Source organism: Roseobacter sp. SK209-2-6, assembly GCF_000169455.1.
GTDB lineage: Bacteria > Pseudomonadota > Alphaproteobacteria > Rhodobacterales > Rhodobacteraceae > Pseudophaeobacter.
Genome location: NZ_AAYC01000014.1, coordinates 74,789 through 94,588, shown reverse-complemented (window position 1 = coordinate 94,588; position 19,800 = coordinate 74,789). Strand labels below are relative to the sequence as shown.

The following is a 19,800-nucleotide window of genomic DNA, read 5'->3' as shown; positions in this document are numbered from 1 at the left end:
ATACGAGGACCGCGATGCCAGTCTTTTCCGCCCCGACCAAAGACACACAATTCATTCTGCATGATGTTTTGAAAGTCTCTGAAGCCGCCACCCCGGGCTATAGCGAGCTCGACCGCGAATTCACGGGTGCCATCCTGGAAGAGGCAGGCAAGATCGCCGGTGAGGTTCTGCATCCCCTGAACGTGGTAGGCGATCAGGAGGGCTGCCGCCTGGAAAACGGTGTGGTCTATACGCCCACAGGCTTCAAAGAAGCCTTTGACCAGGTCAAAGAAGGCGGCTGGACCGGGCTGGACATGCCCGAGCAATACGGCGGCCAGAATATGCCCTATGTCATGGGCACCGCTGTGGGAGAGTATTTCTCTGCCGCCAACCAGGCCTTTGTGATGTATCAGGGTCTTACCCATGGCGCAGCTGCTGCCATCCTCGCCCATGGCACCGATGAACAGAAAGATTCCTATCTGCCCAAGATGATCTCTTGTGAGTGGACTGGCACCATGAACCTGACGGAGCCCCATTGCGGCACCGATCTGGGCCTGATGCGCACCAAGGCAGAGCCACAGGATGACGGCAGCTTCAAGATTTCCGGTCAGAAAATCTTTATCTCTGCCGGTGATCACGACATGTCCGACAATGTAATCCATCTGGTTCTGGCCAAAATCCCAGGTGGCCCCGAGGGCATCAAAGGCGTTTCCCTCTTCATCGTGCCCAAGTTCAAGCTAAAGGCGGATGGCACCCCGGGTGAACGCAACGGTGTAGCCGTCGGCAACATCGAGAAAAAGATGGGCATCCACGGCAATTCCACCTGTGTGATGAACTACGATGAGGCAACCGGCTACCTCCTCGGCAGCGAGCACAAGGGCATGCGAGCCATGTTCACCATGATGAACGAAGCCCGCCTAGGCGTTGGCATGCAGGGGGTTTCCCAGGCTGAAGCGGCCTATCAGAACGCGGTTGAATACGCCAAGGACCGCCTGCAGGGCCGCGATGTCACCGGTGCCAAAAACCCCGAAGGCCCGGCAGATCCGCTGATCGTGCACCCCGACATCCGACGCAGCCTGATGGACCAAAAAAGCTTTGCCGAAGGGGGCCGCGCCTTCCTTCTCTGGGGCTCAACCATGATTGATCAGGCACACCGCGATGAGAGCAAAGATGCCGACGGTCTGATCTCCTTGCTTACACCTGTGATCAAAGGCTTCCTCTCGGATGAGGGCTACGACATGACGGTGAAGGCACAACAGGTCTTTGGCGGCCATGGCTACATCGAAGAACACGGGATGAGCCAATACACCCGTGATGCCCGCATTGCGCAAATCTACGAGGGTGCCAATGGGGTGCAGGCGCTGGATTTGGTTGGACGCAAGCTAGGCGCTGATGGTGGCAAGCACGTGATGGCCTTCTTTGATCTGATCAAGAACTTCTGCAAGGACAATGCAGAACTCTCGGAGGATTATGCCCGTGATTTCATCGCGCCTCTGAAGGCCGCGTCCAAGGATCTGCAGGCCGCTGGCATGTATTTCATGCAAAATGGCATGAAAAACCCCAATAATGCGCTTTCGGGTTCTTATGATTTCATGCATCTCTTTGGTCATGTCTGCCTGGGTCTGATGTGGGCCAAGATGGGCAAAGCCGCAAAAGAGGCGCTTGACGCTGGGGCCTCTGACGCGGCGTTCTATGAGACAAAAATCGCCACCGGCCGGTACTATATGGCCAGAAGGCTGCCCGCCACCAAGCTGCATCTGGCCCGGATCGAAACCGGTGCGGATACAGTCATGGCACTGGATGCGGCAAGCTTCTGATCCATTAGGAAAACCACTTGGCCTCCCCTGCCCAATCAGGGGGTGCCTGCTCCGGTCCGGTGGCCTGACACTGACGTTCAGGAGCACCCATGCCAAAGCGCTTTCGCCTTACCCGCCGTTTCCCCGTTGCCATGACGGAGGATGGCTATCGCAGGCTCAAACGCTTTGCCCATGAGGCCGGGCTAGACGAAGGAGAGGCGCTATCGTTTCTGTTTGAAAACTTCGATAGCGTCACCGACCAGGAAAACCTCGGCCATCGGCTACGTCTGTTCAACAGCGAGCTGGAGAGCCGAAAAAAATAAAGGCCCCGCAACAGAAAATATTCTGGGGTCGATGGGAGAAAGATGAGTAGCGAGACCCGTTCCGCCTGGATGACCGAAGAGCATCAGATGCTGGCCGATATGACCGCCCAGTTCATCACCAATGAATGGATGCCCAAATACGAGACCTGGCGCAAACAGGGCATGATGGACCGCGAGACCTGGCAGCAAGCCGGTGAGCTGGGCTTGCTTTGCCCCTCCATCCCGGAAGAATACGGCGGTGTCGGTGGCGACTTCGGTCATGAGGCTGCAATCCTGATCGAGGGTAGCCGCGCCAACCTTGCCAGCTGGGGCCATGGCATTCATTCTGGTATCGTCGCCCATTACATTCTGGAATACGGCACGGAAGAGCAGAAAAAACGCTGGCTTCCAAAAATGATCTCGGGAGAGTTGGTCGGTGCCCTGGCCATGACAGAGCCGTCCACCGGGTCGGATGTGCAACGGATCAAGACCAAGGCCCTGCGAGAGGGCAATGCCTATCGCCTCTCTGGCCAAAAGACCTTTATCACCAATGGTCAGCACGCAAATCTTATCCTGGTCGCCGCCAAAACCGATCCCAGCCAGGGCTCCAAGGGTGTCTCGCTGGTTGCGGTGGAAACTGATGGCGCTGAAGGGTTTTCGCGCGGCCGCAATCTGGAAAAGGTTGGGCTGCATGCGGCGGATACCTCAGAGCTCTTTTTTGACAATGTCGAGGTTCCACCGGAAAACATCCTCGGCCAGGAAGAGGGCAAGGGTTTTTACCAGATGATGCAACAGCTACCTCAGGAGCGGTTGATCATCGCCTGTGGTGCCGTTGGCGCCATGGAGGGCGCGGTAGAGCGCACCATCGCTTATTGCAAAGAGCGTGAAGCCTTTGGCGGTCCGCTAACCCAGTTCCAGAACACCCGTTTCAAATTGGTAGAATGCCTGACTAAGACCAGAGTTGCCCGCACTTTCCTGGATGAATGCATGGCGGAACACCTTCGGGGAGAGCTGACAGTGGAAAAGGCCGCCATGGCCAAATATTGGACAACGGATACCCAAGGCGAAGTCCTGGATGAGTGCGTACAGTTGCACGGCGGTTATGGCTTCATGCAGGAATATGCTGTGGCTGAAATGTGGGCAGATGCCAGGGTTCAGCGCATCTATGGTGGCACCAACGAGATCATGAAAGAGCTGATCGGGAGGTCCCTGTGACACGAGCAGCGTCTTCCCCTGCAGTATCGGGCGGATGCCTCCGGCGGAGGTATTTGGAGCAAAATGAAACAGATGCGCCCCTGTCTGCAGGTTTGCACCAAACGGACAGGGACGGCTTCACTTTGCACGGTCATCGGCTCCTCAGCCTGTACCGCGGTGTCAGTTTAACACACAATCAGAGGGAGAGGGTGAATTCCTCTTCATTTTGCGAAAAATACCTCACGGGGGTGGCGGGGGGTGTGAAACCCCCGCTGTTTTCAGAGCTCAACGGAGGCCAGAATGACACTCAAACTGCATTGCTTTGGTGAAAGCGGCCACAGCTATAAAGCGGCGCTGGCGCTGGAACTTTCTGGTCTAGACTGGGACCCCGTCTATGTCGACTTCTTTGCCGGGCAGCACCGTGGCGCCGACTATAGGGATATGAATGTAATGGCCGAAGCTCCGGTCCTGATTGACGGGGACATACGGCTCTCGCAATCCGGGGTGATCCAGCAATATATCACTGACAAGACCGGTAAGTTCGGCGGTGCCTCAGAAGACATATACGAGGTCCTACGCTGGATTCTGTGGGACAACCACAAGTTCTCGTCCCAGATCGGCATGACCCGTTTCCTTATGAATTTCCTGCCCGAAGAGAAACGCCCGGCAGAGGTTATTGGCTTTATGCAGGGGCGCCTCAAAGCTGCCTTTGCCACATTGGAAAGCCACCTGCAGGGGCGCGAATGGATTGTCGGCAATGAACTCACCAATGCTGATCTCACCTGCTGCGGCTACCTGTTTTACGAAGAACCCTTTGGCTTTGACCGCAAGGACTATCCCAATATCGACGCCTGGCTTTCGCGCATCAGCGCTCTGCCCGGCTGGAAACACCCCTATGATCTGATGCCCGGCAACCCGTCGGACCGCGCTTGAGGAGAAACTCATGACCGAAGCTTATATCTACGATGCCATCCGCACCCCGCGGGGAAAGGGCCGCAAGGACGGCTCCCTGCACGAAGTGACCTCCGTGCGCCTCTCTGCGCTGACGCTTAATGCGATGAAAGAGCGCAACAATCTGGAAGGCCACGCCGTCGAGGACGTGATCTGGGGCAATGTCACCCAGGTGATGGAACAGGGCGGCTGCCTCGCACGTTCTGCTGTGTTGGCCTCCGACCTTGACGAGAGGATCCCGGGCCTTGCTATCAACCGCTTCTGCGCCTCGGGCATGGAGGCGGTGAACCTGGCCGCCAACCAAGTGAAAGGAGGCGCCGGTCAGGCTTATATCGCCGGCGGGGTTGAGATGATGGGCCGCGTAGCCATGGGCTCTGACGGGGCCGCCATCGCGGTGGATCCCAGCCTGGCAATGGAGACCTATTTTGTGCCCCAGGGCATCTCAGCCGATATTATCGCGACGGAATATGGCTTTAGCCGCGAGCAGGCCGACGCCCTGGCAGTGGAAAGCCAGCGCCGGGCCAAGGCGGCCTGGGATGCAAAGCGCTTTGAGAAATCCGTGATCACCGTGCGTGACCAGAACGGCATCGCGATCCTGGACCATGACGAGTACATGCGCCCCGGCACCGATATGCAGTCTCTGGGCGGGCTCAATGCCTCCTTCCAGATGATGGGAGAGCAGATGCCAGGCTTTGATAAGGTAGCGATGCTGAAGTATCCGCATCTGGAGCGCATCAATCACATCCACCATGCGGGCAACTCCTCGGGGATTGTTGATGGCGCTGCTGCCGTTCTGATCGGCAACAAAGAATTTGGCGAGCAATATGGTCTGAAGCCCCGCGCCCGGATCAAATCCACCGCCAAGATTGGCACCGACCCCACCATCATGCTGACCGGTCCGGTCCCGGTGACCGAAAAAATCCTGGCGGACAATGGCATGAAGATCAGCGACATTGATCTGTTTGAGGTGAATGAGGCCTTTGCCTCGGTCGTTTTGCGCTTCCAGCAGGCCTTTGATGTCGACCCGGCCCTGGTCAATGTGAACGGCGGATCCATCGCCATGGGCCACCCGCTGGGCGCCACCGGAGCGATCATCATCGGCACTCTGTTGGATGAGCTGGAGCGCCAGGACAAAGAGGTTGGCCTGGCCACGCTTTGTATTGCCTCCGGCATGGGTGCCGCCACTATCATCGAGCGTGTCTGAGAAAAATGACGGACAACTCCAGACAATATCACTTTTTCTGGTCAGGGCCTTTCAGCCAATGGCACCGCAGTTCATTCGAACACGCGGGTCAGTGCTTTGAGACCGCTGAACAGGCCATGATGTTTGAAAAAGCAAAACTGTTTGGGGATCACAAAATTGCAGGACTGATTTTGGCGGAATCCGAGCCAGGGCGACAGAAAGCCTTGGGCCGTAGAGTGGCAGGTTTTAATGAAACGGTCTGGGACCAAAACAAGACCCGGATCGTCACAGAAATCAGCCTCTCCAAATTTGGACAGAACAAAGGGCTAAGGCGCAAGCTGTTCCAAACCCACCCCAAGGCACTGGCCGAAGCCAGCCCTATGGATGTGATTTGGGGCATCGGTTTGGATGCTGATGCCGCAAGGGAAACACCCAAAGATCTTTGGCCTGGACAAAACCTTTTAGGACAAATCCTGACCGAGATTCGCGGGAAACTTGCCGCCGGGTTCCCCGAGGAAGCCAAAGCCTGCGCACATGAACAAAAGGAAGAGTGAAATGCAAAGGAAGAACTGTTTTCTGCTCCTCTTGGAGGTGAGAACTGATGCCGAAACTTGACCTGACAGAAATCCCTTGGCGCGGCGGTTCCGCCTATCCCGGAAAGCTGGCAGAGGCGGTCGCAGGCCGTTCTAGCCAGCGTCTCGGTGATGCAGGCGGCTTAACCCAATACGGCGTCAACCTGGTGCGGCTGGAGCCCGGGGGCCTGTCCTCGCTGCGTCATTACCATATGGAACAGGACGAGTTCCTGATTGTGGTCAGTGGCAGCTGTACCTTGATTGATGATGACGGCGCGCATGAGATGCAGCCCGGCGACTGCGCCAGCTTTCCCGCTGGCGATGCCAATGGCCATCATCTGAAAAACAACACAGAGGCGCCGGCCACCTTTCTGGTGGTGGGCACCCGCACCGAAACAGAGACCGCTTATTACAGCGACCTAGACATGATGGTGACGGATGATGCCGATGGCTTCTCCTTCACCCGCAAAGACGGCAGCCCGCTGACGGCTGACCAGATCGGAGACGACTGATGACTGAGTTCACGCTTTCCAAAGACGCAGATGGTGTTGGCATCATCACATGGGATGTGCCCGGCAAAACCATGAATGTGATGTCCTTTGACGGGCTCTCGCAGCTGGATACCTGCATCGACGAGGCCCTGGCCGATGAGGAAATCAAAGGCATTGTAATCACCTCGGGCAAGGAGGGGTCCTTTGCTGGCGGCATGGATCTGAACCTCTTGGCGGTGATGAAGGAGCAGGCTGGTGACGACCCGGCCAAAGGCCTCTTTGAAGGCACCATGAAAATGCATGCCCTGCTGCGCAAGATCGAACTCGCGGGCATGGATCCCAAGAGCAAGAAGGGCGGCAAACCGATTGCTACCGCCCTGCCCGGCACCGCAGCCGGTATCGGCATGGAGCTGCCGCTCTCGACCCACCGCATTTTTGCCGCCGAGAACCCAAAGGCCAAGTATGGCCTGCCGGAAATTATGGTAGGCATCTTCCCAGGCGCCGGCGGCACTACCCGCATGGTGCGCAAAGTCGGCGCCATCGCGGCAGCGCCGCTCTTGCTGGAAGGCAAGATGCTGGATGTGAAAAAGGCCAAAGGCGCGGGCTATGTCGATGAGATCGCAGCCGATCCCGTCGCGGCAGCCAAGGCATGGGTGCTGACTGCCAAAGACGCCGATCTGGTGAAACCCTGGGATGCCAAGGGCTACAAGATGCCCGGCGGCGCACCCTACCATCCTGCCGGCTTCATGAACTTCGTCGGCGCCTCTGCCATGATCAACGGCAAGACCCAGGGCGCCTTCCCGGCGGCCAAGGCGCTGCTCTCCGCTGTCTACGAAGGCGCATTGGTCGATTTCGACACGGCCCTCAAGATCGAGGCACGCTGGTTCACCTCTGTGCTGATGAACCCCTCCTCCGGTGCGATGATCCGCTCGCTCTTCCTCAACAAGGAAGCGCTGGAGAAAGGCGCCGTGCGTCCCAAGGACATCCCCGATCAGCGGGTAAAGAAACTCGGCGTACTGGGCGCAGGCATGATGGGGGCCGGTATCGCGCTGGTCTCGGCCCAGGCGGGCATGGAGGTGGTGCTGATCGACCGCGATCAGGACGCCGCCGACAAGGGCAAATCCTATTCTGCCGCCTATATGGACAAGGGCATCAAGCGCGGCAAAGCCACGCCTGAGAAGAAAGAGGCCCTGCTGGCGCGCATCACCGCCACCCCGGATCTGGATGCGCTGAAAGGCTGTGACCTGATCATCGAGGCGGTCTTTGAGGATCCCGGCGTCAAGGCTGAGATGACCAAGAAGGTTGAGGCGATCATCCCCGAAGACTGCATCTTTGCCTCCAACACCTCAACGCTGCCGATCACCGGCCTGGCAGAGGCATCGGTGCGTCCTGAGCAGTTCATCGGCATCCACTTCTTCTCCCCGGTTGAGAAGATGCTGCTGGTGGAGATCATCAAGGGCAAGGAAACCGGTCCCCGCGCGGTGGCCAAGGCGCTCGACTATGTGCGCCAGATCCGCAAAACCCCAATCGTCGTGAACGACGCGCGCTTCTTCTACTGCAACCGCTGCATCATTCCTTACGTGAATGAAGGCGCGCGGATGATCACCGAGGGCGTCTCGCCGGTGCTGATCGACAATGCCGCGCGGCAGCTGGGCTTCCCGGTTGGTCCGATTCAGCTGACCGACGAGACCTCGATTGATCTGGGTGCCAAGATCGCCCGCGCCACCAAGGCGGCCATGGGCAATGAATACCCCGAGAGCCCTGCTGACGACATGATCTTCTGGATGGAAGATCTGGGCCGTCTGGGCCGCAAGGCCAATGCCGGCTTCTTTGACTATGACGAAAAGGGCAAGCGCACCGGCTACTGGAAAGGCATGCAGGAGAAATACCCCCTGGCCGAGGACCAGCCCGACCTCATCGAGGTGCAGGAACGTCTGATGTTCGCCCAGGTCCTGGAAGCGGTACGCGCGCTGGAAGAAGGCGTACTGGAAGACATCCGCGAAGGCGATGTAGGCGCCATCCTCGCCTGGGGCTTTGCCCCCTGGTCCGGCGGTCCACTGAGTTGGCTCGACATCATCGGCACGCCCTATGCGGCGGAGCGCTGCGACCAGCTGGCAGAGGCCTATGGCGAGCGCTTCGCCTGCCCGCCCCTGTTGCGGGAAATGGCGGAAAAGGGTCAGAGCTTCTACACCCGTTTCAACCCAGATGCCGCTGCGGCTGCCTGACCGAACAAAAGCAGTAGAAACCCTCTGAAAGAAACCAGCGCCCGGCCTCAAAGCCGGGCGTTTTGTGTTTCTCCAGAATGCCAGAGCTCTCGCAAAAGTTGTTTTCAGAAGGTTCATCAACCGCTAGCTTAAACCCATGAAACTCGTATTTATTCATGGCGCACCTGCGACCGGGAAATTCACGATTGCCCAGGAGTTAGCAGCTCTGACGGGCGGCAGGCTCTTTGACAACCACATTTCGATCGACCTCGCTAAAAGCCTGTTTGATTTTGGAGCGCCCGGGTTCTGGGAACTGGTGCAGGATGTTCGCATTGCCGCCGTCAGAAATGCCTCCCGGACAGCGCTGCCGGTTATGATCACCACTTCGGCCTATTCACATCCATTGGATGAGCCACTGCTTGAAGCTTTTGAATCGATTGTTTCCGCTTCTGGCGGCCAGGTTCTGCCAGTTTTCCTGTCCTGCAGCGAAGAGGAACTGATGACCCGGGTCGGCGAGCCCTCGCGGGCCGCGCGCGGCAAGATTACCTCGCCGCAAAAGCTGAAGAGCTATCTGCAGCAAAACAACTTTGCACCGGTTCCCCGCTCGAATTGCCTTTGCCTGCGGACGGACTGGGCAGGGCCAAAGCAGAACGCCCGAACCATCGCGGATCATTTTGCGCTGACGGGGCAATACAAAACCCCATCCGCATGATTTGGGATGGGGTTTTGGCTCGACAGGTCCCGGCTGTGCCGCCAGGTACGAAATTTCTTAGACCGGGTAGGTTCCCGGTGGTATCGAGGCCGCTGCGTTTTGCAGCATTACGTTCTCGGATGCGGTCATCGCCTGAACCAATTCGCGTGCTGCCCCAACAGGGAGCACCTTATAGGCCACATCCTTAACCGGTGCGCCCATATTCAGCAGATCGCCCGGCGCGCTACAAAAGGCCAGGAGACCAGCCTCCAGATAGACAACCTCATCGCGGGCAAAGCGCGGGCGGATCAGTTCCAGCTTTTCTCCGGTATGCATACGGCTGATACCGCGATAACCTTCCAGGGTGCAGGCAGGTACCACTGCAAAGGGGTCACCCTGCGGATCCTCGATCAGATCACTTTCCAACAACACACCCTGATCCGGCATCAGCCACATTGGCACCCGGTTGTTCAGCGCATCACGCGGGATGTGCAATGGGCAACGCAGAGGGTCCAGAACCCCTTCCTCGACGTGAAGTGTCTCTCGCTGCAACTCAATCATAGGCTGCATCCCATGATCAAAGGTGAGCATCATATCGCCCTCGCAGAGCGCTTCGATTGGTCGCCACCCCAAGTTAGAGGCAACATGAGTTCCGCTAAGAAAGCCGCCTTCAGCAACTGGAAGCGGTGCCATTGTCAGATCAAAGGCCCCGGAACCGCGTTTTTGAAACCAATCAAACATCATCTCAACCTCTGTCCCTTGTTCAACCCTTGTTCGACAACATCATCTGTTGTCAGAGTTTTCTTCCTCTACAGTGGCTTAGCTGCTGGAGGCAGCGCCTCGTGTGCTGGGCTAGCGACTGTTGTTAACCAAGGGATAAGGCGAAATCGTTAAAAGAATATTCAAATCTGACAATTTCTTCATGACAGGCAGCGGCCAAAGCGGATTTGGTTTCCGCGTCATAATAGGGCCGCCAATCCGCCAACCGCTTTGAGCTGTTGATCCGTGGCAGCACCAGCTCAAAGCCGAGGTGTTCAAAGAGGAGGCTGGCATCGCTCTGAAACTGCTCGATACGGATAAAGGCCTGACATTGCTCACTTCCATCCGCATGCCGCAGGTAATTCGGGGCCAGTCCCTGCCGAAAACTTGCCAGAACTTCCGGCGTTAGCAGGAACTCCCGAAAGCTCAGCGCCTTTGAGAGGGCCACAGCCGGGTGATCGAACTTCTGATCCTTGAGCCAACTGTAGTAGCTCACCGCCCGATCCCAGGGATTGCGCACCAGAGTAAAGGTAAATAACCCGCGCAGTTCCTCTTCGGGGATCAATCCTGCAATGTCCGACAAAGTAGAGTGTTTCCACAAGCGACCCGCGGTTTTGACACCTTCCAGCCGCCGCCTGCGTTTCTTGGCTTTGGGGGTATCGCCCAGCATGATGTCATCGGCTTTCGCCCGCGCTTCCAGCGCCAAGGCCAGCGCGGTTCCCCCGGTTTTGGGAATGTGAATGAACAGGTAGTTTCGGCCGCGCGACAGGATCATGCCGCCACCCTAAGCCCTGTGTTTTGCAAAGGAAACAAGCAAACGGCAAACGCGCGCGCAAGCGCAGGGCGTCCTTGCAACTACGAAGAGCGCAGCGCCAGGGTCGATCCCGCTAGGACGATCAACCCAATCCCCATCATCTGCCACAGATCCAGTGTTTGGCCATAGGCAAACCAGGCGATTGCCGGCCCGACCAGCAAAACCGAATATTCAAAAACGGCCACAAAAGAAGCCTCGCCCAGCTGATAGGCCCGGGTAATCAGGAAAACGCCACCAACCGCAGCAGCCCCCTGCAGCAGGATTAGGTGCGAAATGCCCAGAACATCCCAGGCCCAACCGCGGGTCACAAAGCCCTCAGCACCCTCCGCTACGGGCAGTGGCCAGACCTGCAAGGCAAGCAGAAATACCCCGCCAATAAGCCCCTGGGCCAGCAAATAGATGAACAGCATGGAGACTGTGCTTTCATCCTTGCACATGGTTCCCGTCACGATCGAGCCAAGCGCATAGAAAAAGCCCCCTGCCACCGGGAGAAAGATCAACCAGTCAAAGGCGGCCAGATCCAACTGGAGAACAAACATCACGCCGATGAAGCCTCCCAGGACAGCGGCTATGCGTACCGCTCCGATCCGCAGCTTCATGAAAACAACAGAGACCACAACAATGATGATCGGTGAGGTAAAAAGCCCAGCCAGCGCCTGAGCAATCGGCATCAGGGCAACCGCAGCGAAATAAAAGACCATCGAGGTTGCAACCAGCATGGCCCGCAAGGTGACGGCCCAGAAACGTCGCGGCAACAACCCGCCAAACCCCATTTGCGACATGACCCAAAGGACCGGTAAGGCCACAAGGGTGCGCAGGATGTAGAACTGCCCCAGACCGATATGTTCAGCCATTAGAGGGACCGCATTGTCGGTCACACCAATGATGGCCATGGCAGCGAGCATGGAATGCGCAGCTGCCGTCTGGTTGCCAGTACTTGTGGGAATGGAAGCGATTTGTTTCATACTCTTCCCTTTGCCAGCAACTTTCCGCAATATCTGTTCTCAAAACGACACCCATAGTGATTCAGGGGAGGAATGGAATGGGATGGATGACGGATGAAACCGGTCTGGACAAATGTGCGGCCAATTATGTGCCGCTAACACCGCTTGCGCATCTTCAGCGCGCGGCTCAGGTCTTTCCGGATCATCCGGCTGTGATCTATGGCAAGCAACGCATCAACTATGCCGAGTATCACGCGCGCTGCAGCCGCCTGGCCTCAGGGCTTGCCCAACTTGGGGTGAAGTCTGGCGATGTTGTCGCCACCCTGATCCCAAACCTGCCCGCGCAGGCAGAGGCACATTTTGGGGTCCCCGCCTGTGGCGCGGTGCTCAACACCATCAACACCCGGCTGGATGTCAGCACCGTGGCTTATATCTTTGATCATGGTGAGGCAAAGGTCGCTCTGGTGGACCCGCAGTTTCTTGAGTTGGCTGAAGCCGCCATCGAAGAGATGGAAGGCCCGGCACCGATCCTAATCGAAGTGGCCGACGACCCGGCAGGCTGGCACGCCACAGGCAGGCACAAAACCTATGTGGACCTCCTGGCTGAAGGAGATCCGGAGTTTGACTGGATTCTACCCCAAGACGAGTGGGAGAGCCTGGCGCTGAACTATACCTCCGGCACCACTGGGCGGCCAAAGGGCGTGGTCTATCATCACCGGGGCGCCTATCTGATGACCATGGGCACCGTTGTCTCCTGGCGCATGGTACAACACCCGGTCTACCTGACCATCGTGCCCCTGTTTCACTGCAATGGCTGGAACCACACCTGGATGATGCCGCTGCTGGGCGGCACCCTGGTCTGCTGTCGCGATGTCTCCGCGCAGAATGTCTATAACGCCATTCACTATGAAGGCGTCACCCATTTCGGCGGCGCGCCCATTGTCCTCAACATGATCGTCAATGCCCTGGATGAGGAACGCCGAACCTTCGATCATCAGGTTGAGGTTTTCACCGCAGGCGCCCCCCCTGCTCCGGCAACCCTCGCCAAGATTGAGGATCTCGGGTTTAACATCACCCATGTCTACGGACTGACAGAGACCTTTGGCCATGTGACTGAATGTTATTGGAAAGCTCAGGACTGGGCCGATCTGGACCAGGCTGGGATCGCTGCCAAAAAGGCGCGCCAGGGCGTCGCCATGCCGATGATGGAGCCCGTCGTGGTGCGCGGCAGCGATCATGAGATCCTGCCGATGGATGGCCAAAGCCAGGGTGAAATCGCCCTGCGCGGCAATACGGTGATGAAGGGCTACCTGAAGAACCCCGAAGCCACCGCAGAGGCCTTCAAGGGCGGGTATTTCAACTCCGGCGACCTCGCAGTGCAACATGCAGATGGCTATATTCAGATCGCGGACCGCGCCAAGGACATCATCATCTCTGGTGGTGAGAATATCTCTTCGGTTGAAGTCGAGGGCGTACTGATGGGGCATCCTGCTGTGAACCTCGCTGCCGTGGTTGCCAAACCCGACGAGAAATGGGGCGAGGTTCCTTGCGCTTTTGTTGAGTTGAAAGCGGGCAAGACCCTGGAGGAAGCTGAATTGATCGCCTTTTCCCGCGAAACACTGGCCGGTTTCAAAGCCCCCAAACAGGTGATTTTCCAAGAATTGCCAAAGACCTCGACCGGCAAAATCCAGAAGTTTGAACTGCGCGGCATAGCAAAAGCGCTCTGAACAGCGTCCAAACGCGGATCGGGGCGGCATTTTTGGCAACAAAGCCATTTGCCGCCCTCTTCCTTCGCATGCTATCTTTTTGGGAAAGCAACAAATCAGAGCAGGCGAGCTGAATGACTGCACTCAAGGAATTCGAACGACTGGAGGCCGCCGGTCTCTGGAGGGCGGATCCGCAATCACAGCGGCGGGATGTCATCGTCTCGATTGGCGATGCCACTTTGACCATCACCGATATGAATGACATCCCGCTGGCCCATTGGTCTTTGGCTGCGGTGGAACGAGCCAATCCCGGTCAGCTTCCTGCTCTGTTTCACCCGGATGGTGACACCGGCGAAACGCTGGAGATCCCCGAGGGTGAGGAGACCATGCTCGAGGCGATTGACAAGGTACAGGGTGCGATAGAACGTGCCCGCCCACATCCGGGACGGCTGCGGCTTTACTCTGCGATGGCTGGCACGGTGGTATTGCTTGCTGCGTTGATCTGGGGGCTCCCCCCCCTCTTGCAGTCCCATGCGGTGCGGGTGGTACCAGAGATCAAGGTCAAGGCGATCGGCCAGGCCCTCCTGGGCCGGATTGAACGTGTCTCTGGCCAGGTCTGCGCAACGCCAGAGGCTTCCCCCATTCTAGCCAAGCTCGCAGAACGCACCGATGTGCGTCAGGTTGCCATCATGCCCTCGGGCGTTGCAACCAGCCTGCACTTGCCAGGCGGCATCGTTTTGCTGAACCGGAGCTTGGTTGAAGATTTTGAGGACCCAGCCGTCGCTGCAGGTGCCATTCTGGCCGAAAAAGTGCGCGCCGAGCAGAACCCACCCCTGGCAGAGTTGCTGTCGTCCGGCGGTCCCCTGGCCTCCTTTCGCTTGCTCACTACAGGGGAGCTCAACCGGGAAACCTTGGACAGTTATTCAGAAAGGGTGCTCGCCCATCCGCGTCCCGCAGTCAGCGATGAAGCCCTTCTCGCAGCCTTTGCCCAGGCGGCGATCCCTTCCCGGCCCTATGGCTATGCAATCGATCTGACCGGCGAAACCACCCTCGGATTGATCGAGGCGGATCCTATGGCTGGACGAGTGTTGGAACCGGTTTTGAACGACCGTGATTGGGTGCAATTGCAAAATATCTGCAGCTAATGCTCGCTAGGGCAATGAGCTACTGCCTCGGTTAGAAAGCCATTCCAAACCGATCAAGAGCCGCTAAGCTGCTCAAGCGATGCCCCAAACTGCGCAAACAAAAAAGCCAGGGCCTGCCCTGGCTTTTGAGAGGACTGGTAATCCTCTATCCAATCACTGTGGCAATAGTCACAGCGCGTCAAAACCAAAGCGAGAGGCTTAGCGGCTGATCCTTGCCTTGGTAAACCCGGCCGCGCGCACCTTTGAGAGGGCTTTTTCTGCCTCTGCAAGGCTCTGGTAAGGTCCGGACAGAACCACCTTGTAGGGCTTTCCACCACGCGAAACGGTGCCAAGGCGCGCAGGCATACCGCTGGCAGCAAGACGGTCAGCAAGCTGCTGTGCTTTGCCGGGATCTGCCACTGTGGCGGCACGAATATAGCGACGTGGGGCTGCTGCAGCAGGAACCTCCGCCCCCGGTTCTGAGCGGAAGGTAATCTGCACATGTAGAGGGTGCACAATACGGGTGCCGTTATACTCCTTGTGGCGGCCACCATCACCCCTGACCACCTGCCTATCCAAAGGTAGTTCCACCAGGGTGCGGGGCGTTCCATCAGCCCAGATTTGGGCCATCTGCAAGTCCCCCTCGGGGGTTCTGCGCCCGCGCAAAGGGTTCATCCGCCCGTCGGCCTGAAAGGCCGCTGTATAGCCTTCGGGGATATGTGTCTGATTGGACAGAATTGCAGGGCGAAGGTCGCGTTCTGCACGTCGCAGGTTCAAGCGATCATCAGCCCATGCAGCGCGATACCCAGCCGGTGGTTGCAGATCCTGACTGTGCCGACGTTCCTGGTAAACATGCACCGGAACAACCCGGGTATTTGGCGTCAAAATCAACGAGGATTGCGGCCCGATGCCCGAACCATCGCGATAGGTAACCGGAGCCTCGGCCTGCGGGCCACAACGCACCCCGGTACGATTGATGTAACGCTGGCTCAGTACAGAGGCACCCTGACAGGCGCCATTGCTTGCAGCAGGGGCAGTCAATACTTCAACAGGTTTGGCGGCAGGGGCTGGCCTCGCAGGTTGTGCAGGAACAGGCGCAACCTTTACCACACGGCGCGGTTTTGCCGCCGGGGTCGGCCGTGCGCTGGTTGTCTGCGGTGTGCGGCGCGGTTTGGCGGTGGTTACGATCTTTGGAGCAGCGGCCTGCGCCTTTGGCTGGCTTGCTGGACGACGGGCCGCTGGTGCAGCCTCCTCGGCGGCAGCGGCACTTTGCTGGGCGGGGCGTTGCTCCGCAGGCAGGGTAATTTGCTCAGGCGCGGGGCCGCGCTGCGCTGCGCGGGCACCACCACCCGTTATGGCTGTGGGCTGAAATCCACATAGCTGCTTACGGCTGCGACTGACACGCGGAACCCAGTTCACATTGCCGTCGATTCCAGCGCGAATATAGACACATCCACGGCTATCGACGTATTGCTTCCCCTTGTAGGAAGCAGGCGGGAACTCCGCCGGAGGTCCTGCGGACCGTAGTGTTTGTGCCTGTAGATCGCTTTCGCCCAGAACAAACCCGCCAGAGGCAGCAAGTATAGCGAAGGCAACAATTCTTGTTATTTTCATAGCCCATCCCCACAAGATGTGGCGTCAGGATGCCTGAAAACCCAAAAGAGGTAAAGGCAGCTATGGCAACAATATGGCGGCAATCGGGCAAAACGTTGCCCAATCGCCTCAAGCATTTAGTGTTTTAACGTCCGGGTTTACTTGGTGCCGAACATGCGGTCGCCCGCATCACCAAGTCCGGGCATGATATAGCCTTTGTCGTTCAACTCCCGGTCAAGCGAGGCGGTGACAATCGGCACATCCGGATGTGCTTCTTTCATACGCTCCACCCCCTCAGGTGCAGCCAGCAGACACAGGAACCGAATGTCATTGGCACCCGCCTCTTTCAACAGATCAATCGCCGCCGCCGAAGAGTTGCCGGTCGCCAGCATCGGGTCCACCGCAATCACAATGCGGTCTTTCAGCCCCTCGGGCGCCTTGAAGTAATACTGCACCGGCTGCAGGGTTTCTTCGTCCCGGTAGAGACCGACAAAGCCCACACGCGCCGAGGGGATCAGTTCCAGCACCCCGTCCAGCATGCCGTTGCCTGCCCGCAGGATTGACACCAGCGCCAGCTTCTTGCCCGCCAGGATCGGCGCCTCCATGTCCTCCATCGGGGTCTCGATGGTGGTGGTGGTCAGCGGCATTTCGCGGGTGATTTCATAGGCGAGCAACTGGGTGATTTCGCGCAGGAGACGGCGAAAACCGGCGGTCGAAGTGCCCTTGTCGCGCATCAGGGTCAGTTTGTGCTGCACCAGCGGGTGATCAACTACGGTCAGATGTTCGCTCATCGGGGCTTTCTCCTGGTCTGGGCCGCTCACTCTTGCAGGCCGCTCTGTCTGGGCCACCTCTACGCGGGATGGCTTGTTTGCTATTCTCTTTTGCAGCGCTGCGGCGGGTGAGGCAAGGCAGTTTTGATCTTCTGGTCAAATCCCTATGCCCTTCGCCCCTGGCCCCGGTGCGCGTTATCCCGTGGCCAGCAAGAAGCTTTTGCCCGGGCCTTGTGATGCGACGCCCAAATGGGCAGCGACACTGGCAGCCACATCCGCAAAGCCCCGCGCCCCAATGGAACCGGTACCGCAGCCCGCCACCAGAACCGGGACTTGCTCGCGGGTGTGGTCAGTGCCCGGCCAGCTGGGGTCATTGCCGTGATCCGCAGTCAGAAGCAGCATGTCGCCGGGCCGCAGTTTCCCCAGAACCTCACCGATTTGGGCATCGAACCATTCCAGCGCCCGGGCATAGCCAGAGATATCGCGCCTATGGCCGTAAAGGCTGTCGAACTCGACAAAATTGGCAAAGGTCAGGCTGCCCTCCTCTGCTGTCTCCAAGGCCTCATTCAAGTGCTGCATCAGGGTCTCATCGGCGCCTTTCTTCAGGGTATCGATACCACTCATGGTGAAGATATCGCCAATCTTGCCAATAGCATGTACCCGGTGGCCTGCCTCTTGCACCCAGTTGGTCAAAACCGGCGCCGGGGGCGTGATGGCAAAGTCCCTGCGGTTCACCGTGCGGGTAAAACCCTCAGCCTCGGAACCCGTGAAAGGACGCGCAATCACCCGGCCGACCTTCATGGCATGCAGATACGGCGCCAAGTCTTGGCAAAGCTTCAGCAGTCGTTCCAGCCCGAATGTCTCTTCATGGGCAGCGATCTGAAAGACACTATCCGCCGAGGTATAGCAGATCGGCATGCCGCTGCGCATGTGTTCAGCGCCGAGGCGTTCAATGATCGCCGTGCCAGGTGCATGGCAATTGCCCAGGATACCCTCGGTCCCGGCCAGCTCTGCCGCAAGCGCGCTCAGCTCTTCGGGGAAACTCGGCGTTTCATCCGGGAAAAAGCACCAATCCCAAGGCACCGGCAGGCCGGCCAGCTCCCAGTGGCCGGAGGGGGTATCCTTGCCCGGGCTGACCTCTGCCGCGCAGCCCCAAAGGCCCTCAGGTTCAGCATCCAGCCCGGGAAAGGGCACCGATGATGCCAGACGCATGGCCGCGCCCAGGCCCAGGGTCTCCAGATTGGGCAGGTTCAATGGACCTGTACGCCCCTCCTCCGCCTGGCCCGCGGCACAGGCCTGCGCGATATGGGCCAGGGTATTGGCGCCAAGATCCGGGAGGTCACCGTTGTAAAAGGCACTGGCATCCGGCGCGCCGCCGATGCCGACGGAATCCATCACAACAAGAAAGGCACGGGGCATCAGGCAATCCTTTCATGAATGAGTGGCGGCAGTTTCGGCGCTTCATCGCTGATGCGAATGGCATTCAAAAGCGCCTGTTCTGCCTCATCCGCTGCCGCTTCGGTTCCGGCGTGGATCACTGCCAGCGGAGCGCCCCGCTCCAGAGCCGTTCCGAGCCTCGGCAGGCCCCAGATCCCGACCGCGGGGTCAATCCGGTCGTTTTCCACCATGCGCCCGCCGCCAAGGCGTACAACTGCGAGGCCAAGGGCCTCACCCGCTATAGCCGACAGGTAACCGGCAACAGGGGCAAAAACCTGCCGTTGGATCGGTGCAGCGGGCAGACACTCTTGCCAGTTTTCGGCAAAATCTGCTGGTCCGCCCTGAGCCGCGATCATGCGGCCGAAACGCTCTGCGGCGCGCCCATCCATGAGGCGGGATCGCAGTTTTTCAGCGCCCTCGTCTAGGCTGGCGGCCAAGCCGCAGGAAAAGAGCACCTCTGCTCCCAAGAGTGCGCTCAGCTCGCTCAACTGCGAGGGTTTACCGCTGGTCAGCGCCCGCATGACCTCGGCGATTTCCAATGCATTACCCAAAGAACTGGCAACCGGCTGGTTCATATCCGTGATCAAGGCAGTGCATTTACAGCCAGCGGCATTGGCCGTCTCAACCAATGACCGCGCCAATGCCTCGGCCTCCGCTTGCGACTTCATAAAGGCTCCAGTGCCGATCTTGACGTCAAGAACCAAAGCTTCGGGGCTGGCCGCCAGTTTCTTGGACAGGATCGAGGCGGTGATCAGATCGAGGCTTTCCACCGTGGCGGTCACATCGCGGATCGCATAGAGGCGTTTATCCGCCGGCGCGATACTGCCAGTAGCACCTACAATGCTGCAGCCCACATCCCGTGTGATTTCATATAGTTGCTCTTCACTGACCTGGGTGGTCAGACCTGGAATCGCCTCCAGCTTATCCAGGGTGCCGCCGGTATGGCCCAGCCCGCGCCCCGAGATCATCGGCACATAGGCGCCGCATTCAGCCAGCGCCGGCGCCAGCAGGAGAGAGACGCAATCGCCGACCCCGCCGGTGGAGTGCTTGTCCAGCACCGGACCACCGAGATCCCAGTTCAGCACATCACCGCTGTCGCGCATCGCCAGGGTCAGCGCACGTCGCGCCTCCTGCGAAAGGCCTTGCAGGCAGACCGCCATAGCAAAGGCTCCAGCCTGCGCATCGCTAACTTCACCACTGGCAAGACCCTGCGCAAACCAGGAGATTTCAGAATCACTTGGGCTCTGGCCCCGTCGCAACTCTGCAATGATGGCGCGCGCATCCATTGGC

At 58.6% G+C, this 19,800-nt stretch carries 18 protein-coding genes; 11 read left to right on the top strand and 7 right to left on the bottom strand.

Annotated features, from left to right (window positions below; translation table 11 throughout):
- Positions 1 to 14: 14 nt before the first annotated feature.
- The 9 genes from RSK20926_RS18710 (at position 15) to RSK20926_RS18665 (ending at position 9,384) form a co-directional block, all read left to right on the top strand.
- The gene (locus RSK20926_RS18710; protein WP_008209134.1) at positions 15 to 1,796 is read left to right on the top strand and encodes an acyl-CoA dehydrogenase C-terminal domain-containing protein; all 1,782 of its coding nucleotides are present in this window, start codon (positions 15 to 17) and stop codon (positions 1,794 to 1,796) included.
- Positions 1,797 to 1,885: 89 nt separating this feature from the next.
- Positions 1,886 to 2,098, top strand: coding sequence for a hypothetical protein (locus RSK20926_RS18705; RefSeq protein ID WP_008209133.1), 213 nt, complete (start codon positions 1,886 to 1,888; stop codon positions 2,096 to 2,098).
- A 42-nt stretch (positions 2,099 to 2,140) separates the two neighbouring features.
- A complete protein-coding gene (locus RSK20926_RS18700) occupies positions 2,141 to 3,292 on the top strand; it encodes an acyl-CoA dehydrogenase family protein (RefSeq protein WP_008209132.1) in 1,152 nt (383 codons plus the stop codon).
- Between the two features lie 279 nt (positions 3,293 to 3,571).
- Positions 3,572 to 4,204: a glutathione S-transferase family protein gene (locus RSK20926_RS18695; RefSeq protein ID WP_008209131.1), complete on the top strand. Its 633-nt coding sequence runs from the start codon at positions 3,572 to 3,574 to the stop codon at positions 4,202 to 4,204.
- A 10-nt stretch (positions 4,205 to 4,214) separates the two neighbouring features.
- Positions 4,215 to 5,426, top strand: a complete 1,212-nt coding sequence (locus RSK20926_RS18690; RefSeq protein WP_008209130.1) for an acetyl-CoA C-acetyltransferase — start codon at positions 4,215 to 4,217, stop codon at positions 5,424 to 5,426.
- A 5-nt stretch (positions 5,427 to 5,431) separates the two neighbouring features.
- Positions 5,432 to 5,959 carry an NADAR family protein gene (locus tag RSK20926_RS18685; protein ID WP_008209128.1) on the top strand — a complete coding sequence of 176 codons (528 nt, stop codon included), beginning with the start codon at positions 5,432 to 5,434 and terminating at the stop codon, positions 5,957 to 5,959.
- Positions 5,960 to 6,006: 47 nt separating this feature from the next.
- On the top strand, positions 6,007 to 6,489 hold the full coding sequence (locus RSK20926_RS18680) for a cupin domain-containing protein (protein WP_008209126.1): 483 nt from the start codon (positions 6,007 to 6,009) through the stop codon (positions 6,487 to 6,489).
- Positions 6,489 to 8,693 carry a 3-hydroxyacyl-CoA dehydrogenase NAD-binding domain-containing protein gene (locus RSK20926_RS18675; protein ID WP_008209125.1) on the top strand — a complete coding sequence of 735 codons (2,205 nt, stop codon included), beginning with the start codon at positions 6,489 to 6,491 and terminating at the stop codon, positions 8,691 to 8,693. The genes RSK20926_RS18680 and RSK20926_RS18675 overlap by 1 nt, the downstream gene beginning before the upstream one ends.
- Before the next feature lie 136 nt (positions 8,694 to 8,829).
- The gene (locus tag RSK20926_RS18665) at positions 8,830 to 9,384 is read left to right on the top strand and encodes an AAA family ATPase (RefSeq protein WP_008209123.1); all 555 of its coding nucleotides are present in this window, start codon (positions 8,830 to 8,832) and stop codon (positions 9,382 to 9,384) included.
- A 57-nt stretch (positions 9,385 to 9,441) separates the two neighbouring features.
- Here RSK20926_RS18665 and RSK20926_RS18660 read toward each other — a convergent pair whose 3' ends face one another.
- The 3 genes from RSK20926_RS18660 to RSK20926_RS18650 form a co-directional block, all read right to left on the bottom strand.
- Positions 9,442 to 10,104: a Hint domain-containing protein gene (locus RSK20926_RS18660; RefSeq protein ID WP_037255750.1), complete on the bottom strand. Its 663-nt coding sequence runs from the start codon at positions 10,102 to 10,104 to the stop codon at positions 9,442 to 9,444.
- A 124-nt stretch (positions 10,105 to 10,228) separates the two neighbouring features.
- Complete coding sequence (locus RSK20926_RS18655; RefSeq protein ID WP_008209120.1) at positions 10,229 to 10,897, bottom strand: sulfotransferase family 2 domain-containing protein; 669 nt, start codon at positions 10,895 to 10,897, stop codon at positions 10,229 to 10,231.
- 80 nt (positions 10,898 to 10,977) lie between these two features.
- A complete protein-coding gene (locus RSK20926_RS18650) occupies positions 10,978 to 11,901 on the bottom strand; it encodes a DMT family transporter (RefSeq protein ID WP_008209119.1) in 924 nt (307 codons plus the stop codon).
- Positions 11,902 to 11,978: 77 nt separating this feature from the next.
- Here RSK20926_RS18650 and RSK20926_RS18645 point away from each other — a divergent pair, with 77 nt between their 5' ends.
- Both RSK20926_RS18645 and RSK20926_RS18640 read left to right on the top strand, forming a co-directional pair.
- The gene (locus RSK20926_RS18645) at positions 11,979 to 13,607 is read left to right on the top strand and encodes an AMP-binding protein (RefSeq protein ID WP_008209118.1); all 1,629 of its coding nucleotides are present in this window, start codon (positions 11,979 to 11,981) and stop codon (positions 13,605 to 13,607) included.
- 113 nt (positions 13,608 to 13,720) lie between these two features.
- Positions 13,721 to 14,731 carry a hypothetical protein gene (locus RSK20926_RS18640; protein ID WP_008209117.1) on the top strand — a complete coding sequence of 337 codons (1,011 nt, stop codon included), beginning with the start codon at positions 13,721 to 13,723 and terminating at the stop codon, positions 14,729 to 14,731.
- A 198-nt stretch (positions 14,732 to 14,929) separates the two neighbouring features.
- On the opposite strand, the gene RSK20926_RS18635 is transcribed toward RSK20926_RS18640, so the two are convergent.
- The 4 genes from RSK20926_RS18635 to RSK20926_RS18620 all read right to left on the bottom strand — a co-directional run bounded on the left by RSK20926_RS18635 (position 14,930) and on the right by RSK20926_RS18620 (position 19,796).
- A complete protein-coding gene (locus RSK20926_RS18635) occupies positions 14,930 to 16,324 on the bottom strand; it encodes an SPOR domain-containing protein (RefSeq protein ID WP_008209116.1) in 1,395 nt (464 codons plus the stop codon).
- A gap of 137 nt (positions 16,325 to 16,461) precedes the next feature.
- Complete coding sequence (gene upp / locus RSK20926_RS18630; RefSeq protein WP_008209115.1) at positions 16,462 to 17,094, bottom strand: uracil phosphoribosyltransferase; 633 nt, start codon at positions 17,092 to 17,094, stop codon at positions 16,462 to 16,464.
- A 174-nt stretch (positions 17,095 to 17,268) separates the two neighbouring features.
- Entirely contained in the window at positions 17,269 to 18,492 is a 1,224-nt protein-coding gene (locus RSK20926_RS18625; RefSeq protein ID WP_008209113.1) for a phosphopentomutase, read from the bottom strand.
- Positions 18,492 to 19,796: a thymidine phosphorylase gene (locus tag RSK20926_RS18620; protein ID WP_008209111.1), complete on the bottom strand. Its 1,305-nt coding sequence runs from the start codon at positions 19,794 to 19,796 to the stop codon at positions 18,492 to 18,494. Before RSK20926_RS18620 ends, RSK20926_RS18625 begins: the two co-directional genes overlap by 1 nt.
- Positions 19,797 to 19,800 lie beyond the last annotated feature (4 nt).

What these genes read in the sequence shown, in the direction of transcription:
- RSK20926_RS18710 (WP_008209134.1), top strand. Translation starts at nt 15, where the DNA reads ATGCCAGTCTTTTCCGCCCCGACCAAAGACACACAATTCATTCTGCAT.
- RSK20926_RS18705 (WP_008209133.1), top strand. Translation starts at nt 1,886, where the DNA reads ATGCCAAAGCGCTTTCGCCTTACCCGCCGTTTCCCCGTTGCCATGACG.
- RSK20926_RS18700 (WP_008209132.1), top strand. Translation starts at nt 2,141, where the DNA reads ATGAGTAGCGAGACCCGTTCCGCCTGGATGACCGAAGAGCATCAGATG.
- RSK20926_RS18695 (WP_008209131.1), top strand. Translation starts at nt 3,572, where the DNA reads ATGACACTCAAACTGCATTGCTTTGGTGAAAGCGGCCACAGCTATAAA.
- RSK20926_RS18690 (WP_008209130.1), top strand. Translation starts at nt 4,215, where the DNA reads ATGACCGAAGCTTATATCTACGATGCCATCCGCACCCCGCGGGGAAAG.
- RSK20926_RS18685 (WP_008209128.1), top strand. Translation starts at nt 5,432, where the DNA reads ATGACGGACAACTCCAGACAATATCACTTTTTCTGGTCAGGGCCTTTC.
- RSK20926_RS18680 (WP_008209126.1), top strand. Translation starts at nt 6,007, where the DNA reads ATGCCGAAACTTGACCTGACAGAAATCCCTTGGCGCGGCGGTTCCGCC.
- RSK20926_RS18675 (WP_008209125.1), top strand. Translation starts at nt 6,489, where the DNA reads ATGACTGAGTTCACGCTTTCCAAAGACGCAGATGGTGTTGGCATCATC.
- RSK20926_RS18665 (WP_008209123.1), top strand. Translation starts at nt 8,830, where the DNA reads ATGAAACTCGTATTTATTCATGGCGCACCTGCGACCGGGAAATTCACG.
- RSK20926_RS18660 (WP_037255750.1), bottom strand. Translation starts at nt 10,104, where the DNA reads ATGTTTGATTGGTTTCAAAAACGCGGTTCCGGGGCCTTTGATCTGACA.
- RSK20926_RS18655 (WP_008209120.1), bottom strand. Translation starts at nt 10,897, where the DNA reads ATGATCCTGTCGCGCGGCCGAAACTACCTGTTCATTCACATTCCCAAA.
- RSK20926_RS18650 (WP_008209119.1), bottom strand. Translation starts at nt 11,901, where the DNA reads ATGAAACAAATCGCTTCCATTCCCACAAGTACTGGCAACCAGACGGCA.
- RSK20926_RS18645 (WP_008209118.1), top strand. Translation starts at nt 11,979, where the DNA reads ATGGGATGGATGACGGATGAAACCGGTCTGGACAAATGTGCGGCCAAT.
- RSK20926_RS18640 (WP_008209117.1), top strand. Translation starts at nt 13,721, where the DNA reads ATGACTGCACTCAAGGAATTCGAACGACTGGAGGCCGCCGGTCTCTGG.
- RSK20926_RS18635 (WP_008209116.1), bottom strand. Translation starts at nt 16,324, where the DNA reads ATGAAAATAACAAGAATTGTTGCCTTCGCTATACTTGCTGCCTCTGGC.
- upp (WP_008209115.1), bottom strand. Translation starts at nt 17,094, where the DNA reads ATGAGCGAACATCTGACCGTAGTTGATCACCCGCTGGTGCAGCACAAA.
- RSK20926_RS18625 (WP_008209113.1), bottom strand. Translation starts at nt 18,492, where the DNA reads ATGCCCCGTGCCTTTCTTGTTGTGATGGATTCCGTCGGCATCGGCGGC.
- RSK20926_RS18620 (WP_008209111.1), bottom strand. Translation starts at nt 19,796, where the DNA reads ATGGATGCGCGCGCCATCATTGCAGAGTTGCGACGGGGCCAGAGCCCA.